Below are 25,714 nucleotides of genomic sequence, written 5' to 3' on the forward strand. Positions count from 1 at the left end.
CGTGGCGTGCCGGCCGATTCGGACTGGACGCGTCGTCGGGACCAGTCGCTGCACTCTCGGGTCGGACACGCATCCTAGTCGCGATGCCTTGCGGTCGGTTGCAGATAGAACTGTGGCCAAGCTGTGGATAAGAGGTGGGCAATTGTGCTCACCGGTATGTCACAGCCCAATCTCACCGCGTGAGAACCAGCCACGGCGCGGTTCGCCATGTGCGCGCGCGACGCGCAGTGGCTGCCGCGGAATGCTTGTCGATCGCCGCAAAAACGAAGGGCGCCTCGCGGCGCCCTCGTTCGTACCGCGTCAGGCTCGGATCAGGCGACTTCGCCGGCGACCGTGACCTTGACGGTGATTTCGACGTCGGCGTGCAGGTGGATCAGCACGTCGTACTCGCCGGTGCGGCGGATCGGGCCTTCGCCCATGATCACTTCCGACTTGTTGACCGGGTAGCCGGCCTTGGTCAGCGCCTCGGCGATATCGCGCGGGGTCACCGAACCGTACAGCTTGCCTTCGGTCGCGGCGTTGGCGTGGACGGTCACCGTGGCGCCTTCCAGCTTGGCCTTGCGGCCTTCGGCGCCTTCGAGCTGCGACTTGGCCTTGGCTTCGTACTCAGCGCGACGGGTTTCGAACTCGGCCAGGTTGCTGGCGGTGGCCGGAACGGCCTTGCCCTGCGGGACCAGGAAGTTGCGGCCGTAGCCCGGCTTCACGTTGACCTTGTCGCCGAGGTTGCCGAGGTTGGTGACTTTCTGCAGGAGGATCAGTTGCATGGGATTGCTCCGTATTCGTTAGCGGGCCTGTAGGTCCGCAGCGGGATTCGCTGTCCGAAGAAGCGAGGAGTGAGTTCAGAGGAGTGAGAAGTGAGTAAAAGCAAAAGCTCTCTCTCGTTTCTCACTCCTCCAGGGCGGCAAAGCCGCCACTCACTCCTACGCCGTTAGGCGTTGTGATTGTCGGTATACGGGATCAGCGCGAGGAAACGAGCGCGCTTGACCGCCGTGGCCAGCTGACGCTGGTACTTGGACTTGGTGCCGGTGACCCGGCTCGGCACGATCTTGCCGGTCTCGGTCAGGTACTGGCGCAGGGTGTTGAGATCCTTGTAATCGATCTCTTTGACGCCCTCGGCGGTGAACTTGCAGAACTTGCGGCGACGGAAGAACTTGGACATGGGGGCAATCCTCAGGCGGCTTCGGCGTTGTCTTCGGCGCTGTCGGCGGTGCCGACGGCGTTGTCGCTGTCATCGTCGCGACGACGGCGTTCGCCACGCTCGGGCTTGTCGCCCTTCTCGTCCTTGAACTTCATGATCAGGGACTGTTCGGTGTCGGCGTCGTCGCGCTTCATGACCAGGTGACGCAGCACGGCATCGTTGAAACGGAAACCGTCGACCAGCTCGTTGAGCACGGTCTGGGTGACTTCGATGTTCAGCAGGACGTAGTGGGCCTTGACCAGGTTCGAGATCGGGTAAGCCAGCTGACGGCGGCCCCAATCTTCGAGACGGTGGATCTTGCCTTCACCGGCTTCGATCAGCGACTTGTAGCGCTCGATCATGGCCGGCACCTGCTCGCTCTGGTCGGGATGGACCAGGAACACGACTTCGTAATGACGCATGGTGTGATTCCTTGTGGATGAGGGATCGCCGAGGGCGACCCGATTCAGCCCCCCAAGACCCGCATCAGGTCCGGTGGAGCAAGGTCCCGACACGGCCGCAGGCCATGTGGGAGCCGGAAAGTATGGCAGGGACAGGGGCTTACGTGCAAATCGACGCCAGGGCGGCGAACGGGGCCGGCGATCCGGATGCGGGCCCGAAGCCCGGTCGAACGACAGGCCGCCCCGTTGCCGGGACCGCGCGGTCGGGCCGCCTCAGGCCGGCGGCCGCGGCGGGCGCCGTGATCCGATCACGGCGCATGTTTTCGCAAAACCTTAAATAAAACCCGCAAGCAATTGAATTAATTAATCAGGCACGCTTCTTACTGGCGATCCATGCATCGATATGCTTCTCCAGCACGCTCAGCGGCACCGAGCCGGTCGAGAGCACTTCATCGTTGAAATCGCGCAGATCGAAGTCCTTGCCCAGCGCCTGGCGCGAGCGCTCGCGCAGCTCGGAAATCTTGAGCTGGCCGATCTTGTATGCCAGCGCCTGCCCCGGGGTGCCGATGTAGCGGTCGATCTCGTTGACCACGTCCTGTTCGGTCTTGGGCGCGTTGTCGGTGAAGAACTTGATCGCCTGCTCGCGGCTCCAGCCCTTGGCGTGCATGCCGGTGTCGACCACCAGCCGCACCGCCCGCCACATGTCGTAGGACAGCTGGCCCATGCGGTCGTAGGGATCGTCGTACAGGCCCATGTCGTAGCCCAGGCGCTCGGCGTACAGGCCCCAACCCTCGCCGTAGGCGACGAAGTAACCGGTGCGGCGGAACATCGGCGCGTCGGGCAGCTCCAGGCCGCGGGCGAACTGGAAGTGATGGCCCGGCACCGCTTCGTGCAGCGACAGCGGAATCATTTCCCAGGTCGGGCGCATCTCGGGCTTGTACAGGTTGACGTAGTAGAACCCCGCGCGGCTGCCGTCCACGGCGCCGGCCAGGTAATAGGCGGTGGTGGTGTCGGGCGCGATGTTGTCCGGGATCGGGCGCACGCCGTAGGGCTGGCGCGGGATGATCTTGGAGATCTTCACCAGTTCCGGATCGATCCGCTTGGCGGCCGCCTGGTACGCCTCCAGCAATTCGGCCGGGGTCTTGTGGAAGAACTTCGGATCGGTGCGCAGGTAATGGAAGAACGCCGGCAAGTCGCCCTTGAAGCCGACCTCGCTCTTGATCTTCTCCATCTCGGCGCGGATGCGCGCGACTTCCTTCAGGCCGATCTGGTGGATCGCCTCCGCGCTCAGGTCGGTGGTGGTGTAGTCGGCGGCGAGGAAGTCGTAATAGGCCTTGCCGTCGGGCAGGTCGCCGGCGGCGATGGTGGCGCGGGTGTTCGGCAGATACTCCTTGTCGAAGAACTCGCCGAAGCGGCGGTAGGCCGGCACCAGGGTTTCGCTGATCACCTTCCTGGCCTCGGCCTGCAGCGCGCTGCGCTCGGCCGCCGGAATGCTGTCGGGGAAACGGGCGAAGGGCTTGTAGAACGGGCTCTTGCTCGGATCGGTCACGACCTGCTTGGCGATCTGGGCCGGCACGCGCTGCATCAGCACTCGCGGCGGGGTAAGGCCGGCCTTGACGCCCTCGCGCAGCAGCGCCTGGTTCTGTTCGATCACCAATGGCACCGCGCGCATGCGCGCGAGCCAGTCGCGGTAGTCCTTGACCTCGGAAAAGCTCAGCGCTTCGACTACGCCGTCCAGGGTCTGCACCCCGCCCTGCTGGCTCAGCGGCATCAGGTATTCACGATACTTCTGCCGCTGGATCGATCTTTCCAGGTTCCAGGCGAATACGTCGTAGTTGAGCTGATCGTCCACCGACAACTGGCCGCGGTCGATCGCCTTGAGCTCGGCGAGCGCCTTGCGATCGCCTTCGGCCCGCGCCTGGATCGCGCTCAGGCTCTGGTCGGTCCAGCGGTCGTTGTAGCGCTTGTCGCCGTTGTAGCTGGCGCCTTCGGGACTTTCGCGCAGGCCGCGTTCCCATTGCGCGTCGAACAAGCGGAACAAGGCTTGCGCCGAGGCGTTGCGGGTGGGCGTGGCGGTGGCGGACGCCGCAGGCGCGGCGGCGACGGAAGTAGCGCACGCGCAGGCCAGGGCCGAGGCGAGCAGCACGGAACGAAGCATGTGGGATTTCCAGCGAGGCGATCGCCGCAGTCTAGCCGCCGGACCCGGGCGCGGCCGCGTGACGAAAGATGGGGGGCCGTCATGCCGATGCGCGACTCGGATCGACCGGGCGAGACGCGTTTTCCCTAACCGGCCATGAATCGGCTCACATCGGCGACGTTCCATTTCGTTACCATGTGAAAAATCTCTGTCATATCAATGCCCTGCCCGCTGTCGCGGCAGCGCACATCCGCTCAATCGGGATTCGCCATACAGATGCCTACCCACGCCGCGCCCGACCGGATCGCCGTGATCATCCCCAGCTACAAGGTGCGCCGGCACATCCTGGCCGTCATCGACGCGATCGGGCCGGAGGTCGAGCGCGTCTACGTGGTCGATGACCAGTGCCCGGACGAGAGCGGACGCTACGTCGCGGAAAACTGCCGCGACCCGCGCGTGGTAGTGCTGCGTCATGAGGCCAACCAGGGCGTCGGTGGCGCGGTCATGACCGGCTATGCGGCGGCGGCGGCGGACGGCTTCACCATCGCCGTGAAGATCGACGGCGACGGCCAGATGGACCCGCGCCTGCTGCCCATTTTCGTCCAGCCCATCCTCGAAGGCCGCGCCGACTACACCAAGGGCAACCGCTTCTACGATCTGTCGCAGATCCAGCGCATGCCCAAGATCCGCCTGATCGGCAACGCCGGCCTGTCGTTCCTGAGCAAGCTGTCGACCGGCTACTGGAATACCTTCGACCCCACCAACGGCTACACCGCCATCCACACCCGGGTCGCCGCGCACCTTCCGTTCGACCGCATCAGCCGCCGCTATTTCTTCGAGACCGACATGCTGTTCCGGCTCAACATCGCCCGCGCGACCGTGCTGGACATCCCGATGGACGCGGTCTACGCCGACGAAGAAAGCAACCTGCACATCCGCAAGATCTTCGGCGAATTTCTCGGCAAGCACATCCGCAATTTCTTCAAGCGCATCTTCTACAACTACTTCCTGCGCGACATGTCGGCCGCGTCGCTGGAACTGGCGTTCGGCAGCCTGCTCATCGCCTTCGGCCTGATCTACGGCTGCTGGCAGTGGTTTTCGTCCATGCAGTTGGGCGTGACCACGCCGGCCGGCTCGGTGATGCTGGCGGCGCTGCCGTTGATCGTGGGCTTGCAGTTCGTGCTTGCTTTCGTTTCGTTCGACGTAGCCAATGTTCCGGCCCGCACCATCGCTCCCCTGCTGCCGGACACGTTTCGCAATAGATAAAGGCCCGGCACCCGCGCTCCGTCGGCTCGACAGTCGATCGGCGGCGCGCACCGAGCCGCGCGCCTCATCTTCACCATAAGGACAAGTTCTGTTGAAGCTCGACCAGCCGACCCGTTTTAATCACTGGAATGCAGTTCTCGCGCTCGGCGCCGTCGCGGTGCTGGCGGCGATCATTGCGCGCGATACCGGCCTGTACGCATCGGTATTCGGCGATGAATGGACTTACAGCTCCAACTCGCGCCTGGCTCCGATCGCTGATGCGAAAATCCCGTCCTATCTGTATTTGTGGATATTCCGGCTGACCAATCAATGCGGCGCCGACTTTCTGAGCTGTGCCCGCTGGTTGAACGCGATTTTCTTCGTAGCCGCGGCTCCCTTCATCTACGCGGTACTCAAGCCTTACACCAGCCCGGGAAAAGCCGTGGCGCTGACGCTGGTCGCTATCGCCGCGCCGGCCAATTCGTTCACCACCTTGTTCATGCCCGAATCGCTGTACTTCTTCATGTTCTGGGTGTTGAGCTTCATGGCGCTGCGTCCGTATGCCGCCCGGCCTTGGCGATACGCAGCCCAATGCGGCGCGGTTCTTGGCTTGATGTGTCTGGTCAAGCTGCATGCCTTGTTCTTGCTGGGCGGCCTGTGCGCCTTCGTGCTGATCGACGCGCTGTGGCCCGGAGTGCGCGGCCGGCTTAAACCGGCATTGATCGTACTGGCCGCGACCGTCGCGGTGTTCTTCGCGGTGCGCTTCGGCCTGGGCTATGTGCTCGGCGGAAAGGGCGCGTTGAGCTTGATGGGCGAGTTCTATTCGACCCAGGCGAACGTGAGCAAGGGACAGCTTCCGCTGGACGCGCTGATCTGGAACACGATGAAGTCCGGCTGGGGGCATGTGATCGGGCTGTGCATGCTGTTCGGACCCTTGCTGGTCGCCGCCGTGTTCAATCTGGTGCGCGGCAACGACGAGCAGTCGCAACGCGCGCGCAGCGCGGTCCTGTTCGGACTGACCATGTTGGCGGCGCTGGTGACCATCACCGCGTACTTCACCGCCAGCATGAGCTACAGCGAAAACATCGGCCGCCTGCACCAGCGCTATTACGATTTCTGCTTGCCGCTGCTGTTGCTCGGTCCGCTCGCCTGGCGCGGGCTGGAGGCCCATCCGGCGGCGTGGAAGCAGGCACTTACCCGTGCCGCGACCGTGATCATCGCGCTGCTGATGCTGTATGCGGCCACCATCGGGCTTCGGCTCTACACCCCGTATTTCGTCGATTCGCCCGAACTGAGCTGGGTCCAGGGCCGGCGACTGTTGCCGGCGCTGGTCGGCGGCATCGGCGCGATCGCCTGCTTGAGTTTCATTTTCGGCCACTGGCGCAAGGCCCGTCTGGCCGCCCTGGGCTACTACGTGCTGATCGTCGCCGCGGGCACGGCGGCGGCGACGGTGACGACGCGTTCGCGCACCTACGCCGACGTGTTCGTGCAGGCAGGACAGTTGCTTCGGACTCAGTATCCCGATGTCGCCCGACATGGGCAGTTGGTGGGCGATCAACATGCCGGACTGCTCAAGGCGAAGTTCTATGCCGACTCGAATGCGCTCGAAGTCGTCGCCACCAATCCCAGCGGCAGCTTCGACAAAGGTCTGGACTGGACGCGCGATAGCGCGGTGTTGTTCGACGATTGGGAACTGCCGCCCGGCAGTTACCACCGCAAGCGGGCGTACGAGGGTTTCACCGTCTACTGGTTGCGCAAGCGCGACACGCTGGATTTCAGCAAGCCGCTGCCGGCTTCGGTGAAATCGGCGCAAGGCCTGGCGGCGCCGGAATCGTTCGGACGCTGGTCGCAGGGCAAGGAAGTCGTGCTCGTTCTCAATGAACCGATCTCCGGCGACCTGCAGGTGACGGTCGAAGCCAGCGCGTTCGGGCCCAACGTCGGTCAAACTTTCGCCATTGCGCTCGGTGACGTGGAGCAGCCGCTGCAATTGGGGACTACGGCGCAGGTCCACACGTTGTACTTTCCCGATGTGGTCGATGCACGCAGCTTGGTGATTCGTGTGCCGCAGCCGACCTCGCCGCAGCAGCTCGGGATCGGTCAGGATCCGCGCCTACTCGGCATTTCCCTGGTCCGGTTGAGCATGGGTCCGAAAAACAACCAGCCCGTGCGCGTCTGCGACCGTCTCGCCGCAGACTGCCACGCTGCCGCCGACGGCGGGCCTTCCGGCCAGCCGCAGAAGTGATGTGAATCCGCCGGCCCGGTTTCGGGCCGCGCGACTTCAGGCCGCGTCGGCCTGCGTGGTGAAGCTCTCCCCGCAACCGCATTCGGCGGTGGCGTTGGGGTTCTGGAACACGAACATCTCGCCCAGGCCCTGCTTGAGGAAATCGATGCGGGTGCCTTCGACCAGCGGCAGGCTGATCGGATCGACGTAGATGCGTACGCCGTCCTGTTCGAACACGGTGTCGCCGGCGCGTTCTTCGCGGGCCAGGTCGGCGGTGTGCTGCCAGCCCGAACAACCGGTGCGGGTCACGCCGAAACGCAGGCCCAGGGCGGTCGGCGTCTCGGCCAGGAAGGTCTGGACGCGGGCAAGAGCGGCGGGAGCGAGGGTGACGGGCATGACGGTACTCGTAGGATGCGGCTCGACGGGTTGGCTGAGCCGGTCGGTCCGGCCGGCTGCGATGGTTCACCGATGGCGGAATCTTATCAGTCCGGCATTCGGGGGCTGTACCCGATATGGCGGCATGTGCGGCCGGTTCAAGCCGGGCTGAACCGGCCGCGGTGCCCGGCCTGGCTGCGGTTCGGGCTTCGATCGGCGTCGATCAGCCCCGATCCTCGACGATCGGGGTCAGCCGCCCCCGCCCGCCGCGCTCGCGCCCGGCGCCGGTTCCGACTCCGGCGGCGCCAGCAGATAGGTCGCGAAACTGCCCAGCCAATGCGCGCCGGCGTAATGAGTGTCGCCGACCGCGATCAGCCCCAGTTCGCGATGCGATGCCGCGGCCGCGCGCAAGGCGCCGATGCGGCGATCGCGCGGCGGCAGGCCGCGGGCGATGCCTTCCAGCATCCAGGCGCGGCTGAGATTGAGGCCGTCCAGGTGCGCCAGCTTGCCGTCGCCCGGGTCCAGGACCAGCCCCGGGGTCAGCCAGTCGGCGCGGGCGCGGCGCGGAATCTGCGGCAGGAAGCCCTTGAGCCAGCGGGCGAATTCCGGCGCCGGCAGTACCCGCCGCATCAGGTCGGCCTCGGCCAGGCATGGCGAGAGGAAGTCCTGGCCCGAGGGTTCGTACGCCAGCGGGCAGTCGCGGTCGCCCAGGTAATAGAAGCGCGAGCGGGCGATCAGCGCCTCGCGCAGGGCGCTGTCGCCGCTGGTCCCGGTCCAGTCCAGGGCCAGGCCGAAGGCGAACGCGGTCTGGCTGTGTTCGCCGACCCGGATCGGCTTGGTCAGCTTGGGCAGCCAGCGCTGCAGCCGCTGCGATGCCTCGCGTTCCAGCGGTTCCAGCGCCTTGGCCCATTGCCGCGCCTGCGGGTCGTCCCAGCCGCGCAGTTGCGCGCCCAGTTGCAGCAGCCAGGCCAGGCCGTAGGGGCGTTCGAAACTCTCGTCGGCATGGCGCAGGTAAGCCAGTTCGCCGGCGAGGTTGCTGTCGATCAGGCTGCGCGCGAGCGCCGCGCGCGCCTGGGCCGCGAACGGCGCCTGCGGAAAGCGCTGCGCCAGCCGCGCCAGCAGCCAGTGGCCGTGGACCGAGGAATGCCAGTCGTAGCAGCCGAAAAACGCCGGATACAGTTTGCTCGGCGCGGCGACATCGCCGGCGCCTTCCAGGCGGTGGGCGATCTTGTTCGGGTACTCGCGGCCTACGCAGCTCAGCGCCAGGCCGGCGAAATGAGCGGCATGGGCTTGATCCAGCGCGACCATCTCCGGCTCGGGCAGCAGCGGCGATTTGGGCATCGGCTCCTGCGCCGATACGCCGCCCGCGCAGCACAGCAGCGCCAGCGTGGCCCACGCCCGCGCGCCGGCCCGCAGCCATCGCCGCGCACCGATCCGCCCCTTGCCGCCTGTCCCGATTCCGCTCATGCCACGCCCCCACCCGTGATCGATAGCGCAGTCTACGGGCGCCGCCGCCGGCGCGCTGCGCCGGTCCCATCCGTTATGATCGCCGTCCCTCACTTTTCATTGCGCTAAGGCGGCACGACATGACGGTGGTAAGCGTCGAACAGGCACTCGCGGGCAAGATCCCGGCGGGCGGCGAGGTCACGGTACGCGGCTGGGTGCGCACCCGGCGCGATTCCAAGGCCGGACTGAGCTTCGTCAACGTCAGCGACGGCTCCTGCTTCGCGCCGATCCAGGTGGTCGCCACCAATGCGCTGTCGAATTACGACGATGAGGTCAAGCACCTCACCGCCGGCTGCGCGGTGATCGCCACCGGCCATCTGGTCGCATCGCAAGGCCAGGGCCAGAGCTACGAGATCCAGGCCAGCAAGCTGGAAGTGGTCGGCTGGGTCGAGGACCCGCTCACCTACCCCATGCAGCCCAAGCAGCACACGCTGGAGTACCTGCGCGAGTTCGCCCACCTGCGCCCCCGCACCAACCTGTTCGGCGCGGTCACCCGCATCCGCAACTCGCTGGCCCAGGCCGTGCACCGCTTCTTCCACGAGAACGGTTATTTCTGGATCAGCACGCCGATCATCACCACCTCCGACGCGGAAGGCGCCGGGCAGATGTTCCGCGTGTCCACGCTGGACCTGGTCAACCTGCCGCGCGACAAGGAAGGCGCGGTGGATTTCTCGCGCGACTTCTTCGGCAAGGAAACCTTCCTGACCGTGTCCGGCCAGCTCAACGCCGAGGCCTACGCGCTGGCGATGAGCAAGGTCTACACCTTCGGCCCGACCTTCCGCGCCGAGAACAGCAACACCACGCGCCACCTGGCCGAGTTCTGGATGATCGAGCCGGAAGTCGCGTTCAACGACCTGGCCGCCAACGCGCAGCTGGCGGAGGACTTCCTCAAGTACCTGTTCCGCGCTGTGCTCAGCGAACGCGCCGACGATCTGGCCTTCATCGCCGAACGCGTCGAGCCCACCGCGCTGACCCGGCTCGAGGGTTTCGTCAACGCGCCGTTCGAGCGCATCGACTACACCGATGCGATCAGCCTGCTGCAGAAGTCCGGGCAGAAGTTCGAGTTCCCGGTCGAATGGGGCCTGGACCTGCAGACCGAGCACGAGCGCTGGCTGACCGAGCAGCACGTCGGCCGCCCGGTGGTGGTGACCAATTACCCGGAGCACTTCAAGGCCTTCTACATGCGCCTGAACGACGACGGCAAGACCGTCGCGGCGATGGACGTGCTGGCCCCTGGCATCGGCGAGATCATCGGCGGCAGCCAGCGCGAAGAGCGCCTGGACGTGCTCGACGCGCGCATGTCGCAGTTCGGCCTGGACCCGGCGCATTACGGCTGGTACCGCGATTTCCGCCGCTACGGCTCGGTCCCGCACGCCGGCTTCGGCCTGGGTTTCGAGCGCCTGGTGGTGTACGTGTGCGGGCTGAGCAATATCCGCGATGCGATCGCGTATCCGCGCGCGCCGGGTAATGCGGAATTCTGATTCGAACCGGGCGCGGGCTTGCGAGGTTCACCTTCAAGTTCGCGCTCCTGTTTTTTGCCCGTCATTCCCGCGAACGCGGGAATCCAGCGACTTGCATCGCAACGGGCACGAAAGGCACTGGATTCCCGCGTTCGCGGGAATGACGGCCTTGAAGAGGCGTCGCACGCACTCGGGCGCGGCGTCATCGGCTTGCATTCGGCCAACGAGGTAACAAGCACGTGATCCTGTTCCTGGCCCTGACCTTCGTAGGCATCGCGGTGTCCGCTTTCTGCGCCTTCGCGATCTTCTGGCCGCTGGCGCTGGTGCATCTGCGCGACCGCCATCCGGCCTTGCGCGGGCAACTGGGCGAGGCCGCGTTCGTGCATCCGGCGGCGTGGAACTGGCTGCTGCGCCAGCGCTATCGCGCCGCCGCCGACCGCAATCTCGACGGCCTGGCGACGCCGGCGCGGGTGTCGCTGCTGATCGTGTTCGCGTCGCTGGCCTGCGCCGGCCTGCTCTGGCTGCTTTCCTCCGTGGTGTCCTGATGAACGATAAATACGAAAACGAACAATGGTGGCTGGCCACGCTCGGCCGCACTCTGGTCTGGGCGCGGCTGCGCGTGCTCGAAGCCGGCACCGCCGAGGTCCTGGACAGCGACGGCAAGATCCTGCCCTACGACAGCGAAGACACCGCGCGTGCAGCGCTGATGGACGCGGAGTTCGTCGAACTCAGCGGCCTGGACGAAGACGACGCGCAAAGCCGCGGCTTCTCCCTGGCCGAGCTGACGCCGCCGCAGGCCGGCAACGATGAGGCGCTGGCCGCGCTGATGATGCAGAAGCTGCCGCCGCGCCACTGACGCGCGCCGCGATACGAACGCTCACCGTCGCCGCATCCGGAGATCGCATGGACCTCAACCTCACCGGCAAACACGCCCTGGTCTGCGGCGCCTCCGAAGGCATCGGCCGCGCGAGCGCGCACGAACTGGCCCTGCTCGGCTGCGACGTCACTGTGCTGGCGCGCCGTCCCGAGGCCCTGGCCGCGGTCGCCGAAGCCCTGCCGCGCAGCGGCGCGCAGGCGCACGGCTGGATCGCCGCCGACGTCGGCGACGCCGCCGCGCTCAGCGCGCAGGTAGCGGCGCTGGCGGCCGGCAAGCCGGTGCATATCCTGGTCAACAACACCGGCGGCCCGCCGGGCGGGCCGGCGCATACCGCACTCGATGCGGCCTATCAGGACGCGTTCGCGCGCCACCTGATCGCCAACCAGACCCTGGTGCGCGCGGTGCTGCCGGGCATGCGCTCGGCGCAGTGGGGGCGCATGGTCAACGTGATCTCCACCTCGGTCAAGGAACCCATCGAGGGCCTGGGCGTGTCCAACACGATCCGCGGCGCCGTCGCCAGCTGGGCCAAGACCTTGTCGCGCGAACTGGCCATCGACGGCATCACCGTCAACAACGTACTGCCCGGCTATACCAGGACCGCGCGCATCGAGCAGATCATCGGCGATCGCGCGCGCAACACCGGCCAGAGCGAGGACGCGGTGATCGAGGCCATGCGCAGGACCGTGCCGCTCAACCGTTTCGCCGAAGCGGCGGAGATCGCCGCGTGCATCGCGTTCTTGTGTTCGCCGGCCGCGGGCTACGTCAACGGCGTGAGTCTGGCGGTGGATGGCGGGCGGATGCAGTCGATCTGAGGATTGGGGTTCGCTGCTGACCGAACAGCGCCGGGGCTGAAGCCCCTCCCACAAAAACCTCGACGCCTAGCGAAGACCGGGCAGTCTTTTGTGGGAGGGGCTTCAGCCCCGATGCTGTTCGATCAAACCACGGCAATACCCTCACCGCCCTACTCGGCCGCTGAATATCGACCGCGCAGCGAACGCTCGAACCACCACAAGCCCGCGCTGAGCGCCAGCCAGGCGAAGAACCACGGCCACGGCGAGCCGCGTTCGCCATCGGCGGCCTGCGCTCCCGTCGCCGCGCCACCGCGCTGCGCCGACGCCAGACTCAACCCGGCCGTGGCTTCGCGCAATTCGCTGGCGCGCAACCCCGGCGCTTCGTCGCGAGCGCGCACATAGAACGGCAGCAAGCGCTCGCCTTGCCGCAACGAATGCCAGCCCGCCGAGGTCGGCCAGAACCCGGCGCAGCGCTCGCGACCCGTGTCCGGATCGACCACCAGCGCCACCGCCGCCCCGCGCGGCGGCAGGACCTGCGCACCGTCGGCGAGGCCGCACACACGCGTGCGCACATCCTGACGCGGCGTGCCGTCGATGCGCGCCGATTCGCTCGAACGCGCCCGGGTCAGCGCCGACAACGCATCGCTCCACAGCCGGCCGTGCAGATCGTCGCGCCCGGCCAGCACCAGCTTGAAGCTGTCGCTCAGGCCCCACAGCGCGAACCGTCCCTGCCCGAGCGCGCGCCACGCCGCATACGCCTTGCCGTCGGCATCGCGCGCCAGCGGTTGCAGCCTGGCGCCGTCGAGCGCGAGCACGCGCCGCGTCAATGCCGGCGCCTCGGCCGGCGCCTGATCGCGCGGACGCGGCGCGTCGACGCTGCCCGGCCCCAGGCGCGCGCGTGTGGCCGCTTCGTCGGTGCCGATGGCCGGCAGACGCAGCTCGCTCGCATCCGCGCCGGCGCCGGGCTCGAAACCCAGTTCGCGCAACTGCGCGCGTGTGCGCGGCGACAACGGCCCGCCGACGCGCAGCAACACGCCCAGGCCGCCGCGCACCGCCGCGATCACCGCGTTGCGCTGAGTCTCGCCGAACGACTCCCAGGCGCGTTCGTCCAGCACCAGCAGATCGAATCCGGCCAAGCTCGCCGCGTTCAAATTCAACGGCGCATCGCCGAGCTGCAGCCCCGCGCCGACGCTGATCTGCGTGTGCGGCTTGAGCCCGGCGTCGGCGGCCCAGCGGCGCAGATACTTGAGCTCAGGACCGGGCGCGCCCGCCAGTAACAACAGTTTCGGCGCCGGCCGCGCTTCGATCGCGACCGGCACGTCGACCTGTTCGATCACCTGCTGGCGCGCATCGCGCAGGCGCAACTGGAACATCGCCAGCCCGGCGCTGCGCGCGACCGCGCTCAGGGCGAAGCCGCCGTCGCCGCGCGGCACCGCGCGATCCACCCGCTGCGAACCCGGATCGAGCAATTCCACGCTGCCGCCGGGCATGGCCTCGACCCGCCCCGACAGCCAGAACTCTTCCCCTTCGCCGACCCGCGCCGGCAACCAAAGTCCGCTCAGCCCGCGCGGCAACGGCGCGGGGACGAATTCGATCGCCAGCCCGCGTGCGGCATCGCGATCGCGCGGCGACAGACCCGCGCCAAGCACGCGCAGCCGCTGCGTACCGGGATGACGGCGCAGCGCGCTGGCCAGATCCGGAACGCGCTCGCCGACCGCGGCAGGCGGCGCTTCGGGCAAGGCCACGCGGATATCGCCGGCGCCCTCGCTAGCGCCGTCGGCGGCGCCGGCGGTGCTGACGATCATGGTTCCGGCCTGACCCGGCAGCCGCGGCGGCAATACGGCGAAATACAGCAGCGCGGCGATCAACGGCTGCGCGATCATCAACACGGCCATGCGCCAGCGGCGCGAGCGCGTCGCCGCATCGCTGCGGTACTGGCGATACAGCAACCGCGCGGTCGCGAGAATCGCGGCCAGTCCCAGCACGATGGCGACGGCGAGTTCGATGGTCATGCCCGCGCTCATGGCCGCGCCTGCTGCAAGGCGTCGAAGTAACGCCGGTCGCTGGCGTCGCCGCCGTCGCGCGGCCGCACCGACGCCGCCGGCCGGTTCAACAGCGGCCACAACAGGCCGCGCAGTTGCGCGCGGCAGCTCGCGCACTCGGGTTGGTCGCGCAACGCCGCCAACGCGGCGGCGAAGGCCAGCGGATCGGGCACGCGCTCATCGTGTTCGCGCAGCCAGCGCTCCAGCGCGGCGTAGTCGATCGACGCCGATGCCGTGCCGCCCGCGCCGGGTTCGAGTTCGCGCCACAACGCGGTCAAGGTCGGATCGGACGCGGTGGCCGCGCGCAGCTCATCGCCGCGCCGCGCCAGCCCCTCGCGTTCGCCGCTGAGCCGCCGGGTTTCGTCGATCGGCGGCAATTCCGGCCCGACCCGCGCCAGATAGATGCGGCTGGCCTGCTGCACCTGTTTGATGAAGGCCAGCGCCTTGTACGCATACGGCAGGGCCTGTTGCGGATGGCCCTGGCGCAGATGCAGTTCCGATTGCCACATCTCGTCGAGCGCGGACTTGAGCAGCTTGCGCGTCTGCGGATCGAGCAAGGTCGCGGCCTCGGCGTGATCGTGGGTGTGGCCGTATTGCTCCAGCACCGAGCCTTCTTCGCCGAACACCGCCGGCTTGGCGTCGGGCGCGTGGCCGTGATCGTCGTGGTCGTCGTGCGCCTCGGTCTTGGCCGAGGCGCCGGCTTCGGCCGGATGCGCATCGTCTGGCGTCTGTTCACTGTCGCTGGTCGGCAGCTTCGGCTCGCCTTCGGCTTCTTCCCCGAGGAACTGGCCGTAGCGCAGCCGCAGCAGGCGCTGATCCACGCCGATCTCGTCCGAGCGCTTGAGGAAATGCTCGCCGTCGAGCTTGCGCCGCTGCGCGATCAGCGCTTCGGCGTCGATGATGATCTGGCGTTGGCTGCGGAAATACGCCGGCAGCGTGGTCTTGACCATGCCTTCGATGCCGGTGGCTTCGCTGCCCAGATCGGCCGGCCAGCGCAGGATCAGGCTCGGGCTCAGGGCGCTCTGCGGCTTGGGCGCGCGATTGTCGTCCACCGCCAGTTGCACGATCAGATCGTCGCCGACCGCGAAGCCGAGCGCGGCCAGATCGAGCCGGTGCTGGTAACGCTTGAGCCTTGCGCCGCCGCTGCCGCGCACGCTGACGAATTGCTCGCGGAAGGTGATGTTCTCACCGCTGCCCTGGGCCAGGGTGATGCGCAACCGCGCGTTGCCGGCCAGGCCGTAGTCGTCGCTGGCTTCGAACGCGAGCGGCCAGGCCTTCTGCCCGGGCGTCATCAGGCTTAATCCGCGATCGGGTTCGAGCACGCGCAACTGCGGCGCACGGTCGGGCGTGACGTCGATGCGATAGAGCCTGCGCGTCTGCGCCTGCGGCGCGGCGGTCGCTTCGATTCGGTACAGCAGCGACTTCGTCATGACCCGTTGCGCGCTCCAGTCCTCGCCGGCGCGGCTCAGCGCCAGCCGTTGGCCGTCGTGGAACACCAGCGCCACTGCATCGGGTTGCGGCTGGAAACGCAGGGTCCAGCGCAGGCGCGCGCCTTCGGCGACGCGGCCTTCCAGGCTGGGCTCGTTGCGCGGCGGCAGCGCGGTGTATGCCGGGGAGTCGATGCGCAAGGCCTGCTGGACCAATCGGGGCTGGCCCGGCGCGGCGGCGATTTGCGGCGATGGCGATAAGCGATCGAGCGCGGCCGACGTCGGCGCGGCTGGCCACAATGCGACTGCCGCCAATGCGAGCGCGGCGAGCAGCAGCGACACAAGTGCGCGACGTCGCGACCACGCCGGGCGCAATTCCGTTGTGGGTGCAGTTTCGATCCGCTGCCGCAGCCACGCTTGTTGCAGGCGCTGCAGCCCGCGCAAACCCTCTTCGCGCGCGAACAGCAGATCGGCGCTGTCGTCCATGTCGGTGCGCAAGGCGTTGAGCCGGCGGATCAGCCACGGCGTATCCAGTCGCGAGCCATGCCGCCAGGCGATCGCGCCGATCAAGCACAAGCCCACGAGCAACGCGATCCATGCCGGCGTCGCGCCCTGCCAGCGGGCGATCAGCAGCGCGACCGGCGCCAGCCACGGCAGCAAGGTCAAGGCGAGGTCGACGCTGCGCCGGCGCCGCGCATCGCGCAGGTACTGATGCAGGCGTTGCGCCGCGCTCATGGCGCCGCTCCGCGTCGACGGCCGGTGGCGAACCAGCGTTCGATCAGGAACAACAAGGCGATCAGCAGCGCCAGCCACGGCCGCAGATCCAGCGGCGGCCGCGCGAACGACGGCCCGCCGGCGCTCGGCGCGTAATCCTGCGCCAGCACTCGCGCCGGTTGCGCGGCGGCCGGTTCGAATAAAGCCAGCCAACGCTGGGCGAATCCGGGTTGCAGCATCTGCGGCCAGGCGCGCGGCGACAACGGCCCGGTCAGACGCAGCACGCGGCCGCGTCCGAACGGCGCGCCTTCGATGCGCAGCGTTCCGTCGCCGTCGCGCCAGACCGCCGCGTCGAATTTCAGCGCTGCGCCGGGCCAGCGGCTGTCGGCATCGATCAACACGCTGCCGCCCTGCTCCACCCAGGCGCTCACCGCCTCGGGCGCCGGGCCCGGCGCCAGCCAGATCAGCGAGCGGCCTTTCGGGTCGAAGGCTTGTTCGATCGGCGCGATGGACGCCGATGCGGGATCGCCCGCAGCGTTCGCATCAACACCCGCGGCGATGGCGGCGCGCATATACGGCAAGGCCGCGGCGCGCTCGGCGGCGTAGCGAATCTGCGGCGGCGGCGAACGCGGCGGCGCGGGCACGGGCAGATCGGCCGCGGCGCTGTCGACGATCCGCCACTGCAGCGGCCGCGACAATTGCAGTCGCGAGCCGTCGGCGCCGGTCAGCCGTCGCGGGGCGTACACGGTTAAAGCAATTTCAGCCGGCAAGGTCGCATCCAGTTCGCGCAGCAAACTGGCGACCGGCTGCGGCGAAGTCGGCACCGGGCGATCGAGCGCTGGGAACCCAGGCGCCAACCAACGCCATTCCACTTCCTGCGATCCGCCTTGCGCAGCCGCGGCCTTGGCATCGACACCGGGCACCACCACGGCCCAGGGCGTGTCGCTATGCGCACCGAATAGCGCCGGCCGGGCCAGCAGCAGCGCCAGCGCCGCCAGCAACAGCAGGCGCAGCGCCAGCAACAGCCATTCATCGAAACGGATGCGATGACGCGGCTTGGGCTTGTGTCGCAGCCAGCGCAGCGCGGCGAAATCGGTCGGGCGCTGCTCGCTGCGCCGGGCCAGATGGATCAGCAGAGGAATCGCCAGCGCCGCCAGCGCGACCAGGCCGATCGGCAGCAACAGCACCGGCGTCACGACGCCTCCATCGCATCGCGCGCGCCGAACAGACGGCGCAGCGGCAGATCGAGTTCTTCGTCGAGCACGTACTCGGCGTGACGGATGCCGCTGGCGTCCAGGCGCGCGTCCAGCGCCTTGCGCGCGGCGGCGAAGCGGCCGAGGAACTCGTCGCGCAGCGCGGCGCCGTCGCCGAGCAGTTCTTCGCCGGTTTCCGGATCGCGGAAGCGGTAACCGCCACGGAACGGGAAGTCGCGTTCTTCCGTGGTGACGATGCGCAGGCTCAGCACTTCGCGCCGCGCCGAGGCCAGGCGCTCGGCGATGGCGACCGCGTCTTCGTCGAAGCCGTCGCCGATCATCAGCGCCAGATCGCCGGCGCCGATGCGTTCCCACAGCGGCCGCAGTTGTTCGGCCGCCGGCCACGCGCCTTGCGCCGACACGTTGTGCAGTTCCAGCAACAGACGATCACGCTGGCGCGCGCCGGCCGCGGGCGCGAGCAGGCGCAGGCCGTCGCCGCGCAGCACGATCAGGCCGAAGCGGTCGCCCTGGCGCAGCGCCAGTTCGGCCACGCAGGCACTCAGGGCCTTGGCCGCGTCCAGTCGCGACCAGCCCGGCCGCGCCGCGTCTTCCTGGCGCATCGAGGCGGTGGCATCCAGCAGCAGCCAGATCGCCAGCGGGCTTTCGCGTTCGGCTTCGCGCACGAAGAAGCGATCCGAGCGCGCGTAGAGTTTCCAGTCGATCTGGCGCAGTTCGTCGCCGGGCTCATAGGCGCGGTACTGAGCGAATTCCAGACCGGCGCCGCGGCTGCGGCTGCTGTGCATGCCGATGCCGTGGGTGCCGACCGCGCGCTTGGAGGTCAAGTGCAGATTGCGCAGGCGCGCGCGCACCTTCGGCGGGATCAGATCGTGCACGGGCGGCTCCCGCGGTTAAGCGCGCACGCACGCGCGGCTGCCGCCGCGACCGTGGCGACGCCGGCACGATGGCCGATCCCGTTACCGTTCACCGCCGCTCAGCCGTCCGGAAACGGCACGCCGCGCAGCAACGCGGCGATCACGTCGTCGGCGCTCTTGTTCTCGGCCTCGGCCGCGAACGACAGCAGCAGACGATGGCGCATCACCGGCGCGGCCAGTGCGGCGATGTCCTCGCGCGTCGCGGCGAAGCGCCCGTGCAGCAAGGCCCGCGCCTTGGCCGCCAGCACCAGCGACTGGCCCGCGCGCGGGCCAGCGCCCCATTTCACCCATTGTTTGACTTCGGCGATCGAGCGCTCGTCCGGTCGGCTCGCGCGCACCAGCCGCGTCACCCACAGCAGCAGGTCTTCGCCCAAGTGCACCTCGCGCACCCGCGCCTGCAGCGCCAGCACGTCCTCGCCGTTCATCACCCGCGGCACCTGTGCGCTGTGCGAGCCGGTGGTCTGCTGCAGGATGTCGTGTTCTTCGCGCTCGCTGGGGTAGCCGACGCGGATATGCAGGAGGAAGCGGTCCAACTGCGCTTCGGGCAAGGGATAGGTGCCGGCCTGTTCGAGCGGATTCTGCGTCGCCAGCACGAAGAACGGCGCCGGCAGGGCGTGGGTGACGCCGGCGTAGCTGACGGTGCGCTCCTGCATCGCTTCCAGCAGCGCGGCCTGAGTCTTGGGCGGCGTGCGGTTGAGCTCGTCGGCCAGCAGCAGGCTGGTGAAGATCGGCCCGGGCTGGAAGCGGAAATGGCGATGGCCGGTGCCGTGGTCTTCCTCCAGCAGTTCGGTGCCGAGGATGTCGCTGGGCATGAGGTCGGGGGTGAACTGGACGCGGCGGAACTGCAGTTCCAGCGCCTGTCCCAGCGAACGCACCAACAGGGTCTTGCCGAGCCCGGGCACGCCTTCGAGCAGGCAGTGCCCGCCGGCGAGCAGGCCGATCAGCAATTGTTCGACGACTTCGTCCTGGCCGACGATGGCTTGCGCGATCGCACTGCGCAGTTCGCCCAGGCGGGCGAGTTGCGCTTTCAGTTCGGTTTCGTCGCCGCTTGTCACGTTCGTATTCATCTACGCGTCCCATGAAACGACGCTGCCCAAACGACAGCGTCAAAGTTCCCCCCTTTAAAAAAAGGGGGGCTAGGGGGGATTTGCTTTTGCTTTGCCCTTCCCGCGCAACAGCAAAATCAAAAGCAAATCCCCCGCGTCCGCTTCGCGGTCGCCGTCCCCTTTTTTAAAGGGGGCAACTGCCGACGCGTCCTTGCTCAATCGACTCCTCAGCGCTCAATCATGTCCTCGACGCCCTGCTCCGGACTCACGAATTCAACGCATACATCACGATATTGACCCCGAACTTCGTATTGTCCTCGGCCAAAAACCGCTTGTTGCGCCAGTCGTAATCCCACTCGCAGCCGTAGTCCTTATTGCTGTACAGCAGTCCGAGCCGGCCGTCGATATCGATGCCGCGCAAATAGTCGTGCACCAGATCGTCGCCCCAGCCGTTGAGCTCGAAGCCGGTCGCCGGCGGGCCGTCGAAGACGAAGAAGCTGCGGTAGATAGCGTGGTTCTTCGGCAATCGCTTGAGCGCCTTGGCGCCGAAGATCTTCGCCATCTGCGCTTCGAACGACTTCGCGAACAAGCCGTCGATGTCGTGATTGCAATCGTCGACGAACACGAAACCGCCGTTGCGCACATAACGCTCGAAATTGCGCCGCTCGTCCGGGTTGAACTCGACCAGCTTGTGACCGGCCAGATAGCAGAACGGCGCGGTCAGCATCTTCGGGTCGGCCAGCGCCAGCACGTGTTCCTTCGGGTCCACTCGCAGGTTGGTGTAGTCGATCAGCGAAGTGATCAGGTTCGCCGGCATGCGCTGGTCCACGTCCCAGTCGCCGGAATCGTATTTGAGCCGGGTGAACCAGAAATCGTAGTCGGCGCCCGCGCGCGCCGCCGGCGAACGCGCCAGCCAAGCGCCGGCGGCGGCGCCGAGCATCAGCCGCAGGAACTGCGCCCGGTTCACGGCACCCCGCCCGCGCCACACAGCGCGGCGGCGGATGAAGCGGCCTGGCCGATCACGCCCATCGCTTACAACGCACGCGCGGTGTTGATGATGTTGATGCCGTTGAAGCGCGAGGTGCTCGACCCGTGCGACACCGCCGAGACCTGGCTGGGCTGGCCCTTGCCGTCGAAGAACGAGCCGCCCAGGCGGAAGTCGCGTTCGTCGCACACCGCCACGCAGGAACTCCAGAATTCCGGCGTGCGGATCTGATAGGCCGCGTCCTCGATCATGCCGGTCACCTGGCCGTTCTTGATCTCGAAGAACAACTGCCCGCCGAACTGGGCGTTGTAGCGCTGCTGGTCGATCGAATACGAGCCGCGGCCGTGCACGTACAGGCCGCGCTCCACGCCCTTGACCATCTCGGCCACGCTCAGCGGCTGCTTGCCCGGCTTCAACGACACATTGGCCATGCGCTGGAACTGCACGCTCGACCACGAATCGGCATAGCTGCAACCATGCGACTGCTTGTGCCCGAGCAGATGCGCTTCATCGCGCGTGGCCTGGTAGTCCACCAGGATGCCGTCGCGGATCAGGTCCCACTCGCGGGTTTTCACGCCCTCGTCGTCGTAGCCGACCGCACCCAGACTGCCCGGGCGGGTCTTGTCGGCGACGAAGTTGACCAGCTCGCTGCCGTAGCGATAACCCTGATCGCGCTTGTCCAGCGTGGCGAAGCTGGTGCCGGCGTAGTTGGCCTCGTAGCCCAGCACGCGGTCGAGCTCCAGCGGATGGCCGACGTTCTCGTGGATGGTCAGGAACAGATTGGACGGGTCCAGGACCAGATCGTACTTGCCCGGTTTCACCGACGGCGCCTTGAGCTTGGCGCGGGCGTGGCGCGCCGCGGCGGTAGCGTCCTCGATCACATCATAAGAACGGCCGTAACCGGTCAGCCCGCCGGGCAAGGCGAATTTGCCCGCCGGATCGGCGTCGAGGTATTCGTAGCCCATGCCCATCGGCGCGGACAAACCATCGCGGCTGCGGAACTTGCCGCTGGCCTTGTCCACGGCGGTTGCGGTCAGCGGCAACCAGATGCGGTGCACGTCCTGGTCGATATAACTGCCGTCGGTGGAAGCGAAGTATTTTTGTTCGTTGATCGCGAACAAGGTCGAATTGACGAAGTCGGCGCCAGCCTTGAGCGCGGCGGCGTTGACCGCGAGCAGCAGATCGACCTTGTCCTTGATCGGTACCGCCATGGCGTTCTTGCGCACCGGCGTGGCCCAGCGCACCTCGCCGACGCCGCTGACCGGCGCCAGTTCGACCTTGCGCGTGAGCACACGGGCGTTGGCGCGCGCGATCGCCACCGCCTGGCGCGCCGCGGCGGCCACCGTGTCCGGGTTCGCGTTGGCGACGGCGGCGAAGCCCCATGCGCCACGGCTCAGCACGCGGATGCCGATCCCGGCCGATTCGGCGTTGACGATGTTGCGCACCTGCGCTTCGCGGGTGATGACCGACTGGCGCAGATAGCGGCCGATGCGCACGTCGCAGTAATCCGCGCCGCCTTCGCGCGCGGCGTTCAGCGCGATGTCGGCCAGGCGCCGGCGCAGCGCGGCGTCGACCGGTTCAAGCAGCGCTTCGGCGGCGATGCTGCGGCCGTAGGGAAGCACCAGGCCCGCCAGGCCCAGGCCGGTAAAACTGAGGAAGTCGCGTCGTTGCACAGCGGACAGGCTCGCAGAAAGACAAGGGGCGTGATGCGGCGGCGAAGCGGCGGGCGGCGGGCCGATGCACCGGCCGCGCCGCCCGCGTCACCCGGTCAGACCGCGTCCGACAGCGAGGTGAAGGTGAAATCGCGCAGCTTCATCGGCGGGATCATCATCACGAAGCTGGACTCGTCGCCGGCCACGCGCACCGGACGGCCGAGCTCTTCGATGTTGTTGAGCATGATCACCGGCGATTCGTTGAAGCGGAAATTCTTCACCGGATGCTTGATCACGCCGTTCTCGATGTAGAAGGTGCCGTCGCGGGTCAGCCCGGTCAGCAGCACGGTCTGCGGATCGACCATGCGGATGTACCAGGTGCGGGTGACCAGGATGCCCTTCTGCGTGCCCTTGATCAGCTCGGCGGTGGACTTGTCGCCGCCGGCCATCAGCAGATTGCCGGGCGCGCCGACCGCTTTCTTGCCCTGCTTCTGCGCCCAGTAGCGCGAATAATTCAGCGAGGCGACCTTGCCGTTTTCGATAATCGCCATTTTCTCGCGCGGCAGGCCGTCCTGGTCCCAGGGCAGCACCGGCGCGCGCGAATCCCAGGGGTCGGCGCTGATGTTCACGCGCGAGTCGTAGACCAGCTCGCCTAGCTTGTTGCCGCCGCCCTTCTTGGACAGGAAGCTGCGGCCTTCGTCGGCCTGGCGCGCGTCGAAGAACGCCATCATGAACGAGATCAGGCCGGCGGCCGCGTGCGGCTCCAGGATCACCGTGTACTTGCCCGGCTCCAGCGCCTTGGCCTCGGCCGACTCGGTGGCCTTGCGCATGGCCACGCGCACGTCGGACTCGCCCTTGAAGTCGGTCGAGTCCTGCAGGTTGCGCCCGACCCAGCCCGAACCGCGGCCGTCGTCGGTGCGCACGGTGCAGGTGTAGTTGAAACCGGTCGAGGTCTGGTAACCGAAATTGCCCTTGCTGTTGGCGATGGCGACGAAGCTCTGGCTGTCTTCCAGGAAGCCGGCGGCGGTGAGCTTGTTTTCGCGGCACGGCGCGATCGCGTCGGCGGCGACCTTGGCGCGGTAATCGGGCGTGATCGCGGCGGTGGCGGCGCTGAAGGTCGGGCTGGGCTTGTAGGTCTGCTTGTCGATCGCCGGGATGAACTCGGGATTTTCCGGGGCCAGGCGCGCCAGATCCTCGGCGCGGCGGACCACGCGTTCGAGCGCGGCGTCGTCGAACTCGTTGATGGTGGCAGTGCCCACGCGCTTGCCGAAGGCGACCTGCACGGCCAGATTGACGTCGCTGACGATGCCGCTGGTGGAAATATTGTTGAGCGCGAACCGTACGTTGCCTTCGATCGAACCGGTCAGGCTGGCGGTGCACTCATCGGCCTTGGACAGGGCGATGACCTTGTCGAGGATGGCTTTGGACTGGGCTTCGGTGAAAATGCTCATGTTGGATTCTCCTGCGCCGGTCAGCCGAGCTTGCGGGCGGTGTTGATGACGTTGACGCCGTTGAACCGCGCCGTGCTGGAACCGTGCGAGACCGCCGAGACTTGCCCGGGCTGGCCCTTGCCGTCGAAGAACGAGCCGCCGAAGCGGTAGTCGCTCTGATCGCAGACCGCGACGCAGGAATTCCAGAACTCCGGCGTGCGGATCTGATAGGCCACGTCTTCGAGCATGCCGGTGATCTTGCCGTTCTTGATTTCAAAGAACAGCTGGCCGCCGAACTGGGCGTTGTAGCGCTGCTGATCGATCGAGAACGAACCCGCGCCGACGATGTAGATGCCGTTCTCCACGTTCTTGACCATGTCGGCGACGCTGAGCGGATTCTTGCCCGGCGCCAGCGACACGTTGGCCATGCGCTGGAACTGCACCGACGACCACGAGTCGGCATAGCAGCAGCCATCGGACTCGGTCTTGCCCAGGATATGGGCCTGATCGCGGATGGCCTGGTAGTCCACCAGCACGCCGTCCTTGATCAGGTTCCAGCGCTTGGTCTTGACGCCCTCGTCGTCGTAGCCGACCGCGCCCAGGCTGCCTTCCTGGGTCTTGTCGGCGAACACGGTGACCTGGTCGCTGCCGTACTTGAAGCCGGCCTTGAGCTTGTCGAGCGTGGCGAAACTGGTGCCGGCGTAATTGGCTTCATAGCCGAGCACGCGGTCGAGTTCCAGCGGATGGCCGATGGATTCGTGGATGGTGAGCCAGGTGTGCGAAGGATCGAGCACCAGGTCGTACTTGCCCGGCTTGACCGAAGGCGCGGTGAGCTTCTCGCGCGCCTGCTTGGCCGCGGCGACCGCGTCGCCGAGCATGTCGTAGGACTTGTGATAGGTGGTCACGCCGTTGGGCGAGACGATCTTGCCAGCAGCCGCGCCGTCCAGGTATTCGTAGCCCATGCCCATCGGTGCGGACAACCCGTCGCGGGTGCGGAACTTGCCGCTGGCCTTGTCGATGGCGGTGACCGTCAGCGGCGCCCAGATGCGGTGCACGTCCTGATCGATGTACGAACCATCGGTGGAAGCGAAGTATTTCTGCTCGTTGACCAGGAACAGGATCGAATTGACGAAGTCGGCGCCGGCGTTGATCGCCGCGGCGTTGACGCTCAGCAACAGGTCGGCCTTGTCCTTGAGCGGCACCGCCATCGCGTTCTTGCGGATCGGCGCTTTCCAGCTGACCTCGCCGGCGCCGGGCGCCTTGGCCAGTTCGACCTTGGCGGTCTGGCTCTTGGAATTGGCGCGGGCGATCGCCGCGGCCTGCTGCGCGGCCTTGGCCACCGCATCGTTGTTGAGCTGATTGGTCGCGGCGAAGCCCCAGGCGCCGTCGACCAGCACGCGGATGCCAATGCCGGTCGATTCGGTATTGACCACGTTCTGGACCTTTTCCTCGCGCGTGATCACGAACTGGCGCAGATAGCGGCCGATGCGCACGTCGCAATAACTGGCTCCGGCGGCCTTGGCGGCGTTGAGCGCGGCGTCGGCCCAGACCTTTTTCTTGCCCACGTCCAGCGGCGCCAGCAAATCCTCGGCGGCGATGAGATTACCGAAGGGAATCATGAGCCCGGCGATGCCGAGTCCGGACATGCCCAGAAAGTTGCGTCTATCCACGTGATGGTTCCGCCGTTGTGGCCCACGAGCGCGCGTGGCGATCGCCAGGCATGGATGAAAGTGTCCCCGCCGGAATGTGCGCAGCGTCGTACTTGCGCGTCAAGTGCCGTCAGGCGCGATCGACGTATTTGCCGATCGTCTCGATCGAGCGTTTTTTGCGCTTGGTCCAGGCGGTTTCGCGCATCGGGCGCATGAGGCATTACTTTCGACCTACGACGAAATCGTGACAGCTCGATCGGCAAAGCCGTGATGTCGCGGTGAGCGCACGATGAAGCGAAGGATGCATCGCGGCGATGCCTTCGCCACGTGGTGACTCACGACCGCCCGGCCCAGACGATCGCTGCGCCATGGCGTGTGTCCCGTGGTTGTGCGAGCGCCCTCCCCGCAGCCGCCCGGCCGCGCTATGGGCGCCATCACGCCCACGCGTTAAGCT

21 protein-coding genes are annotated in these 25,714 nt (G+C 67.3%); 6 read left to right on the top strand and 15 right to left on the bottom strand.

Translation table 11 applies throughout. From position 1 onward, the window contains the following. Window positions 1-311: 311 nt before the first annotated feature. The 4 genes from rplI to LG3211_RS11945 all read right to left on the bottom strand — a co-directional run bounded on the left by rplI (window position 312) and on the right by LG3211_RS11945 (window position 3,736). Window positions 312-764 (bottom strand): 50S ribosomal protein L9, encoded by a 453-nt coding sequence (gene rplI, locus LG3211_RS11930; protein ID WP_057943042.1) that lies wholly within the window; start codon window positions 762-764, stop codon window positions 312-314. 164 nt (window positions 765-928) lie between these two features. Then, a complete protein-coding gene (gene rpsR / locus LG3211_RS11935; RefSeq protein WP_031372470.1) occupies window positions 929-1,159 on the bottom strand; it encodes a 30S ribosomal protein S18 in 231 nt (76 codons plus the stop codon). Between the two features lie 11 nt (window positions 1,160-1,170). Then, complete coding sequence (rpsF, locus tag LG3211_RS11940; protein WP_057943043.1) at window positions 1,171-1,599, bottom strand: 30S ribosomal protein S6; 429 nt, start codon at window positions 1,597-1,599, stop codon at window positions 1,171-1,173. Window positions 1,600-1,945: 346 nt separating this feature from the next. Continuing rightward, entirely contained in the window at window positions 1,946-3,736 is a 1,791-nt protein-coding gene (locus tag LG3211_RS11945; protein ID WP_083512493.1) for a DUF885 domain-containing protein, read from the bottom strand. A gap of 255 nt (window positions 3,737-3,991) precedes the next feature. Here LG3211_RS11945 and LG3211_RS11950 point away from each other — a divergent pair, with 255 nt between their 5' ends. Both LG3211_RS11950 and LG3211_RS11955 read left to right on the top strand, forming a co-directional pair. Continuing rightward, entirely contained in the window at window positions 3,992-4,981 is a 990-nt protein-coding gene (locus LG3211_RS11950) for a glycosyltransferase family 2 protein (protein WP_057943044.1), read from the top strand. A gap of 91 nt (window positions 4,982-5,072) precedes the next feature. Further along, window positions 5,073-7,202, top strand: a complete 2,130-nt coding sequence (locus tag LG3211_RS11955; RefSeq protein WP_057943045.1) for an ArnT family glycosyltransferase — start codon at window positions 5,073-5,075, stop codon at window positions 7,200-7,202. Between the two features lie 36 nt (window positions 7,203-7,238). Here the strand turns inward: LG3211_RS11955 and LG3211_RS11960 are convergent, their stop codons facing one another. Together LG3211_RS11960 and LG3211_RS11965 are read right to left on the bottom strand one after the other, a co-directional pair. Beyond that, window positions 7,239-7,577 carry a HesB/IscA family protein gene (locus LG3211_RS11960; RefSeq protein ID WP_057943046.1) on the bottom strand — a complete coding sequence of 113 codons (339 nt, stop codon included), beginning with the start codon at window positions 7,575-7,577 and terminating at the stop codon, window positions 7,239-7,241. Between the two features lie 228 nt (window positions 7,578-7,805). Continuing rightward, window positions 7,806-9,023, bottom strand: a complete 1,218-nt coding sequence (locus LG3211_RS11965) for a DUF2891 domain-containing protein (RefSeq protein ID WP_222837614.1) — start codon at window positions 9,021-9,023, stop codon at window positions 7,806-7,808. Between the two features lie 119 nt (window positions 9,024-9,142). Between LG3211_RS11965 and asnS the strand changes: the two genes are divergently transcribed. From asnS to LG3211_RS11985, 4 genes are all read left to right on the top strand, one after another. Next, window positions 9,143-10,543: an asparagine--tRNA ligase gene (gene asnS, locus LG3211_RS11970; protein WP_057943047.1), complete on the top strand. Its 1,401-nt coding sequence runs from the start codon at window positions 9,143-9,145 to the stop codon at window positions 10,541-10,543. 218 nt (window positions 10,544-10,761) lie between these two features. After that, a complete protein-coding gene (locus tag LG3211_RS11975; protein ID WP_057943048.1) occupies window positions 10,762-11,067 on the top strand; it encodes a hypothetical protein in 306 nt (101 codons plus the stop codon). After that, window positions 11,067-11,378 (top strand): hypothetical protein, encoded by a 312-nt coding sequence (locus tag LG3211_RS11980; protein ID WP_057943049.1) that lies wholly within the window; start codon window positions 11,067-11,069, stop codon window positions 11,376-11,378. The genes LG3211_RS11975 and LG3211_RS11980 overlap by 1 nt, the downstream gene beginning before the upstream one ends. A gap of 47 nt (window positions 11,379-11,425) precedes the next feature. After that, a complete protein-coding gene (locus LG3211_RS11985; protein ID WP_057943050.1) occupies window positions 11,426-12,211 on the top strand; it encodes an SDR family oxidoreductase in 786 nt (261 codons plus the stop codon). A 149-nt stretch (window positions 12,212-12,360) separates the two neighbouring features. Here LG3211_RS11985 and LG3211_RS11990 read toward each other — a convergent pair whose 3' ends face one another. The 9 genes from LG3211_RS11990 to LG3211_RS12030 form a co-directional block, all read right to left on the bottom strand. After that, complete coding sequence (locus LG3211_RS11990) at window positions 12,361-14,202, bottom strand: carboxypeptidase regulatory-like domain-containing protein (RefSeq protein WP_148648879.1); 1,842 nt, start codon at window positions 14,200-14,202, stop codon at window positions 12,361-12,363. Window positions 14,203-14,210: 8 nt separating this feature from the next. Beyond that, window positions 14,211-16,394 carry a hypothetical protein gene (locus LG3211_RS26390; RefSeq protein ID WP_057943052.1) on the bottom strand — a complete coding sequence of 728 codons (2,184 nt, stop codon included), beginning with the start codon at window positions 16,392-16,394 and terminating at the stop codon, window positions 14,211-14,213. Further along, the gene (locus LG3211_RS12000; RefSeq protein ID WP_057943053.1) at window positions 16,391-17,569 is read right to left on the bottom strand and encodes a BatA domain-containing protein; all 1,179 of its coding nucleotides are present in this window, start codon (window positions 17,567-17,569) and stop codon (window positions 16,391-16,393) included. Before LG3211_RS12000 ends, LG3211_RS26390 begins: the two co-directional genes overlap by 4 nt. Then, window positions 17,566-18,459, bottom strand: coding sequence for a DUF58 domain-containing protein (locus LG3211_RS12005; RefSeq protein WP_057943054.1), 894 nt, complete (start codon window positions 18,457-18,459; stop codon window positions 17,566-17,568). The genes LG3211_RS12000 and LG3211_RS12005 overlap by 4 nt, the downstream gene beginning before the upstream one ends. 98 nt (window positions 18,460-18,557) lie before the next feature. Continuing rightward, window positions 18,558-19,565 carry an AAA family ATPase gene (locus tag LG3211_RS12010; protein ID WP_057943055.1) on the bottom strand — a complete coding sequence of 336 codons (1,008 nt, stop codon included), beginning with the start codon at window positions 19,563-19,565 and terminating at the stop codon, window positions 18,558-18,560. 244 nt (window positions 19,566-19,809) lie between these two features. Continuing rightward, on the bottom strand, window positions 19,810-20,484 hold the full coding sequence (locus LG3211_RS12015) for a DUF4159 domain-containing protein (protein ID WP_187313194.1): 675 nt from the start codon (window positions 20,482-20,484) through the stop codon (window positions 19,810-19,812). A gap of 92 nt (window positions 20,485-20,576) precedes the next feature. Then, window positions 20,577-22,202: a TldD/PmbA family protein gene (locus tag LG3211_RS12020; protein ID WP_057943057.1), complete on the bottom strand. Its 1,626-nt coding sequence runs from the start codon at window positions 22,200-22,202 to the stop codon at window positions 20,577-20,579. Window positions 22,203-22,297: 95 nt separating this feature from the next. After that, the gene (locus tag LG3211_RS12025; RefSeq protein WP_057943058.1) at window positions 22,298-23,632 is read right to left on the bottom strand and encodes a TldD/PmbA family protein; all 1,335 of its coding nucleotides are present in this window, start codon (window positions 23,630-23,632) and stop codon (window positions 22,298-22,300) included. 20 nt (window positions 23,633-23,652) lie between these two features. Further along, window positions 23,653-25,281, bottom strand: coding sequence for a TldD/PmbA family protein (locus tag LG3211_RS12030; protein WP_057943059.1), 1,629 nt, complete (start codon window positions 25,279-25,281; stop codon window positions 23,653-23,655). Window positions 25,282-25,714 lie beyond the last annotated feature (433 nt).

Origin of the sequence: Lysobacter gummosus, assembly GCF_001442805.1 — a bacterium.
Classification (GTDB): domain Bacteria; phylum Pseudomonadota; class Gammaproteobacteria; order Xanthomonadales; family Xanthomonadaceae; genus Lysobacter; species Lysobacter gummosus.

Excerpts from the sequence above, each read along its gene's own strand:
- rplI (WP_057943042.1), bottom strand. The coding sequence starts at position 764 with ATGCAACTGATCCTCCTGCAGAAAGTCACCAACCTCGGCAACCTCGGC.
- rpsR (WP_031372470.1), bottom strand. The coding sequence starts at position 1,159 with ATGTCCAAGTTCTTCCGTCGCCGCAAGTTCTGCAAGTTCACCGCCGAG.
- rpsF (WP_057943043.1), bottom strand. The coding sequence starts at position 1,599 with ATGCGTCATTACGAAGTCGTGTTCCTGGTCCATCCCGACCAGAGCGAG.
- LG3211_RS11945 (WP_083512493.1), bottom strand. The coding sequence starts at position 3,736 with ATGCTTCGTTCCGTGCTGCTCGCCTCGGCCCTGGCCTGCGCGTGCGCT.
- LG3211_RS11950 (WP_057943044.1), top strand. The coding sequence starts at position 3,992 with ATGCCTACCCACGCCGCGCCCGACCGGATCGCCGTGATCATCCCCAGC.
- LG3211_RS11960 (WP_057943046.1), bottom strand. The coding sequence starts at position 7,577 with ATGCCCGTCACCCTCGCTCCCGCCGCTCTTGCCCGCGTCCAGACCTTC.
- LG3211_RS11965 (WP_222837614.1), bottom strand. The coding sequence starts at position 9,023 with ATGAGCGGAATCGGGACAGGCGGCAAGGGGCGGATCGGTGCGCGGCGA.
- asnS (WP_057943047.1), top strand. The coding sequence starts at position 9,143 with ATGACGGTGGTAAGCGTCGAACAGGCACTCGCGGGCAAGATCCCGGCG.
- LG3211_RS11980 (WP_057943049.1), top strand. The coding sequence starts at position 11,067 with ATGAACGATAAATACGAAAACGAACAATGGTGGCTGGCCACGCTCGGC.
- LG3211_RS11985 (WP_057943050.1), top strand. The coding sequence starts at position 11,426 with ATGGACCTCAACCTCACCGGCAAACACGCCCTGGTCTGCGGCGCCTCC.
- LG3211_RS11990 (WP_148648879.1), bottom strand. The coding sequence starts at position 14,202 with ATGACCATCGAACTCGCCGTCGCCATCGTGCTGGGACTGGCCGCGATT.
- LG3211_RS26390 (WP_057943052.1), bottom strand. The coding sequence starts at position 16,394 with ATGAGCGCGGCGCAACGCCTGCATCAGTACCTGCGCGATGCGCGGCGC.
- LG3211_RS12010 (WP_057943055.1), bottom strand. The coding sequence starts at position 19,565 with ATGAATACGAACGTGACAAGCGGCGACGAAACCGAACTGAAAGCGCAA.
- LG3211_RS12015 (WP_187313194.1), bottom strand. The coding sequence starts at position 20,484 with ATGCTCGGCGCCGCCGCCGGCGCTTGGCTGGCGCGTTCGCCGGCGGCG.
- LG3211_RS12025 (WP_057943058.1), bottom strand. The coding sequence starts at position 23,632 with ATGAGCATTTTCACCGAAGCCCAGTCCAAAGCCATCCTCGACAAGGTC.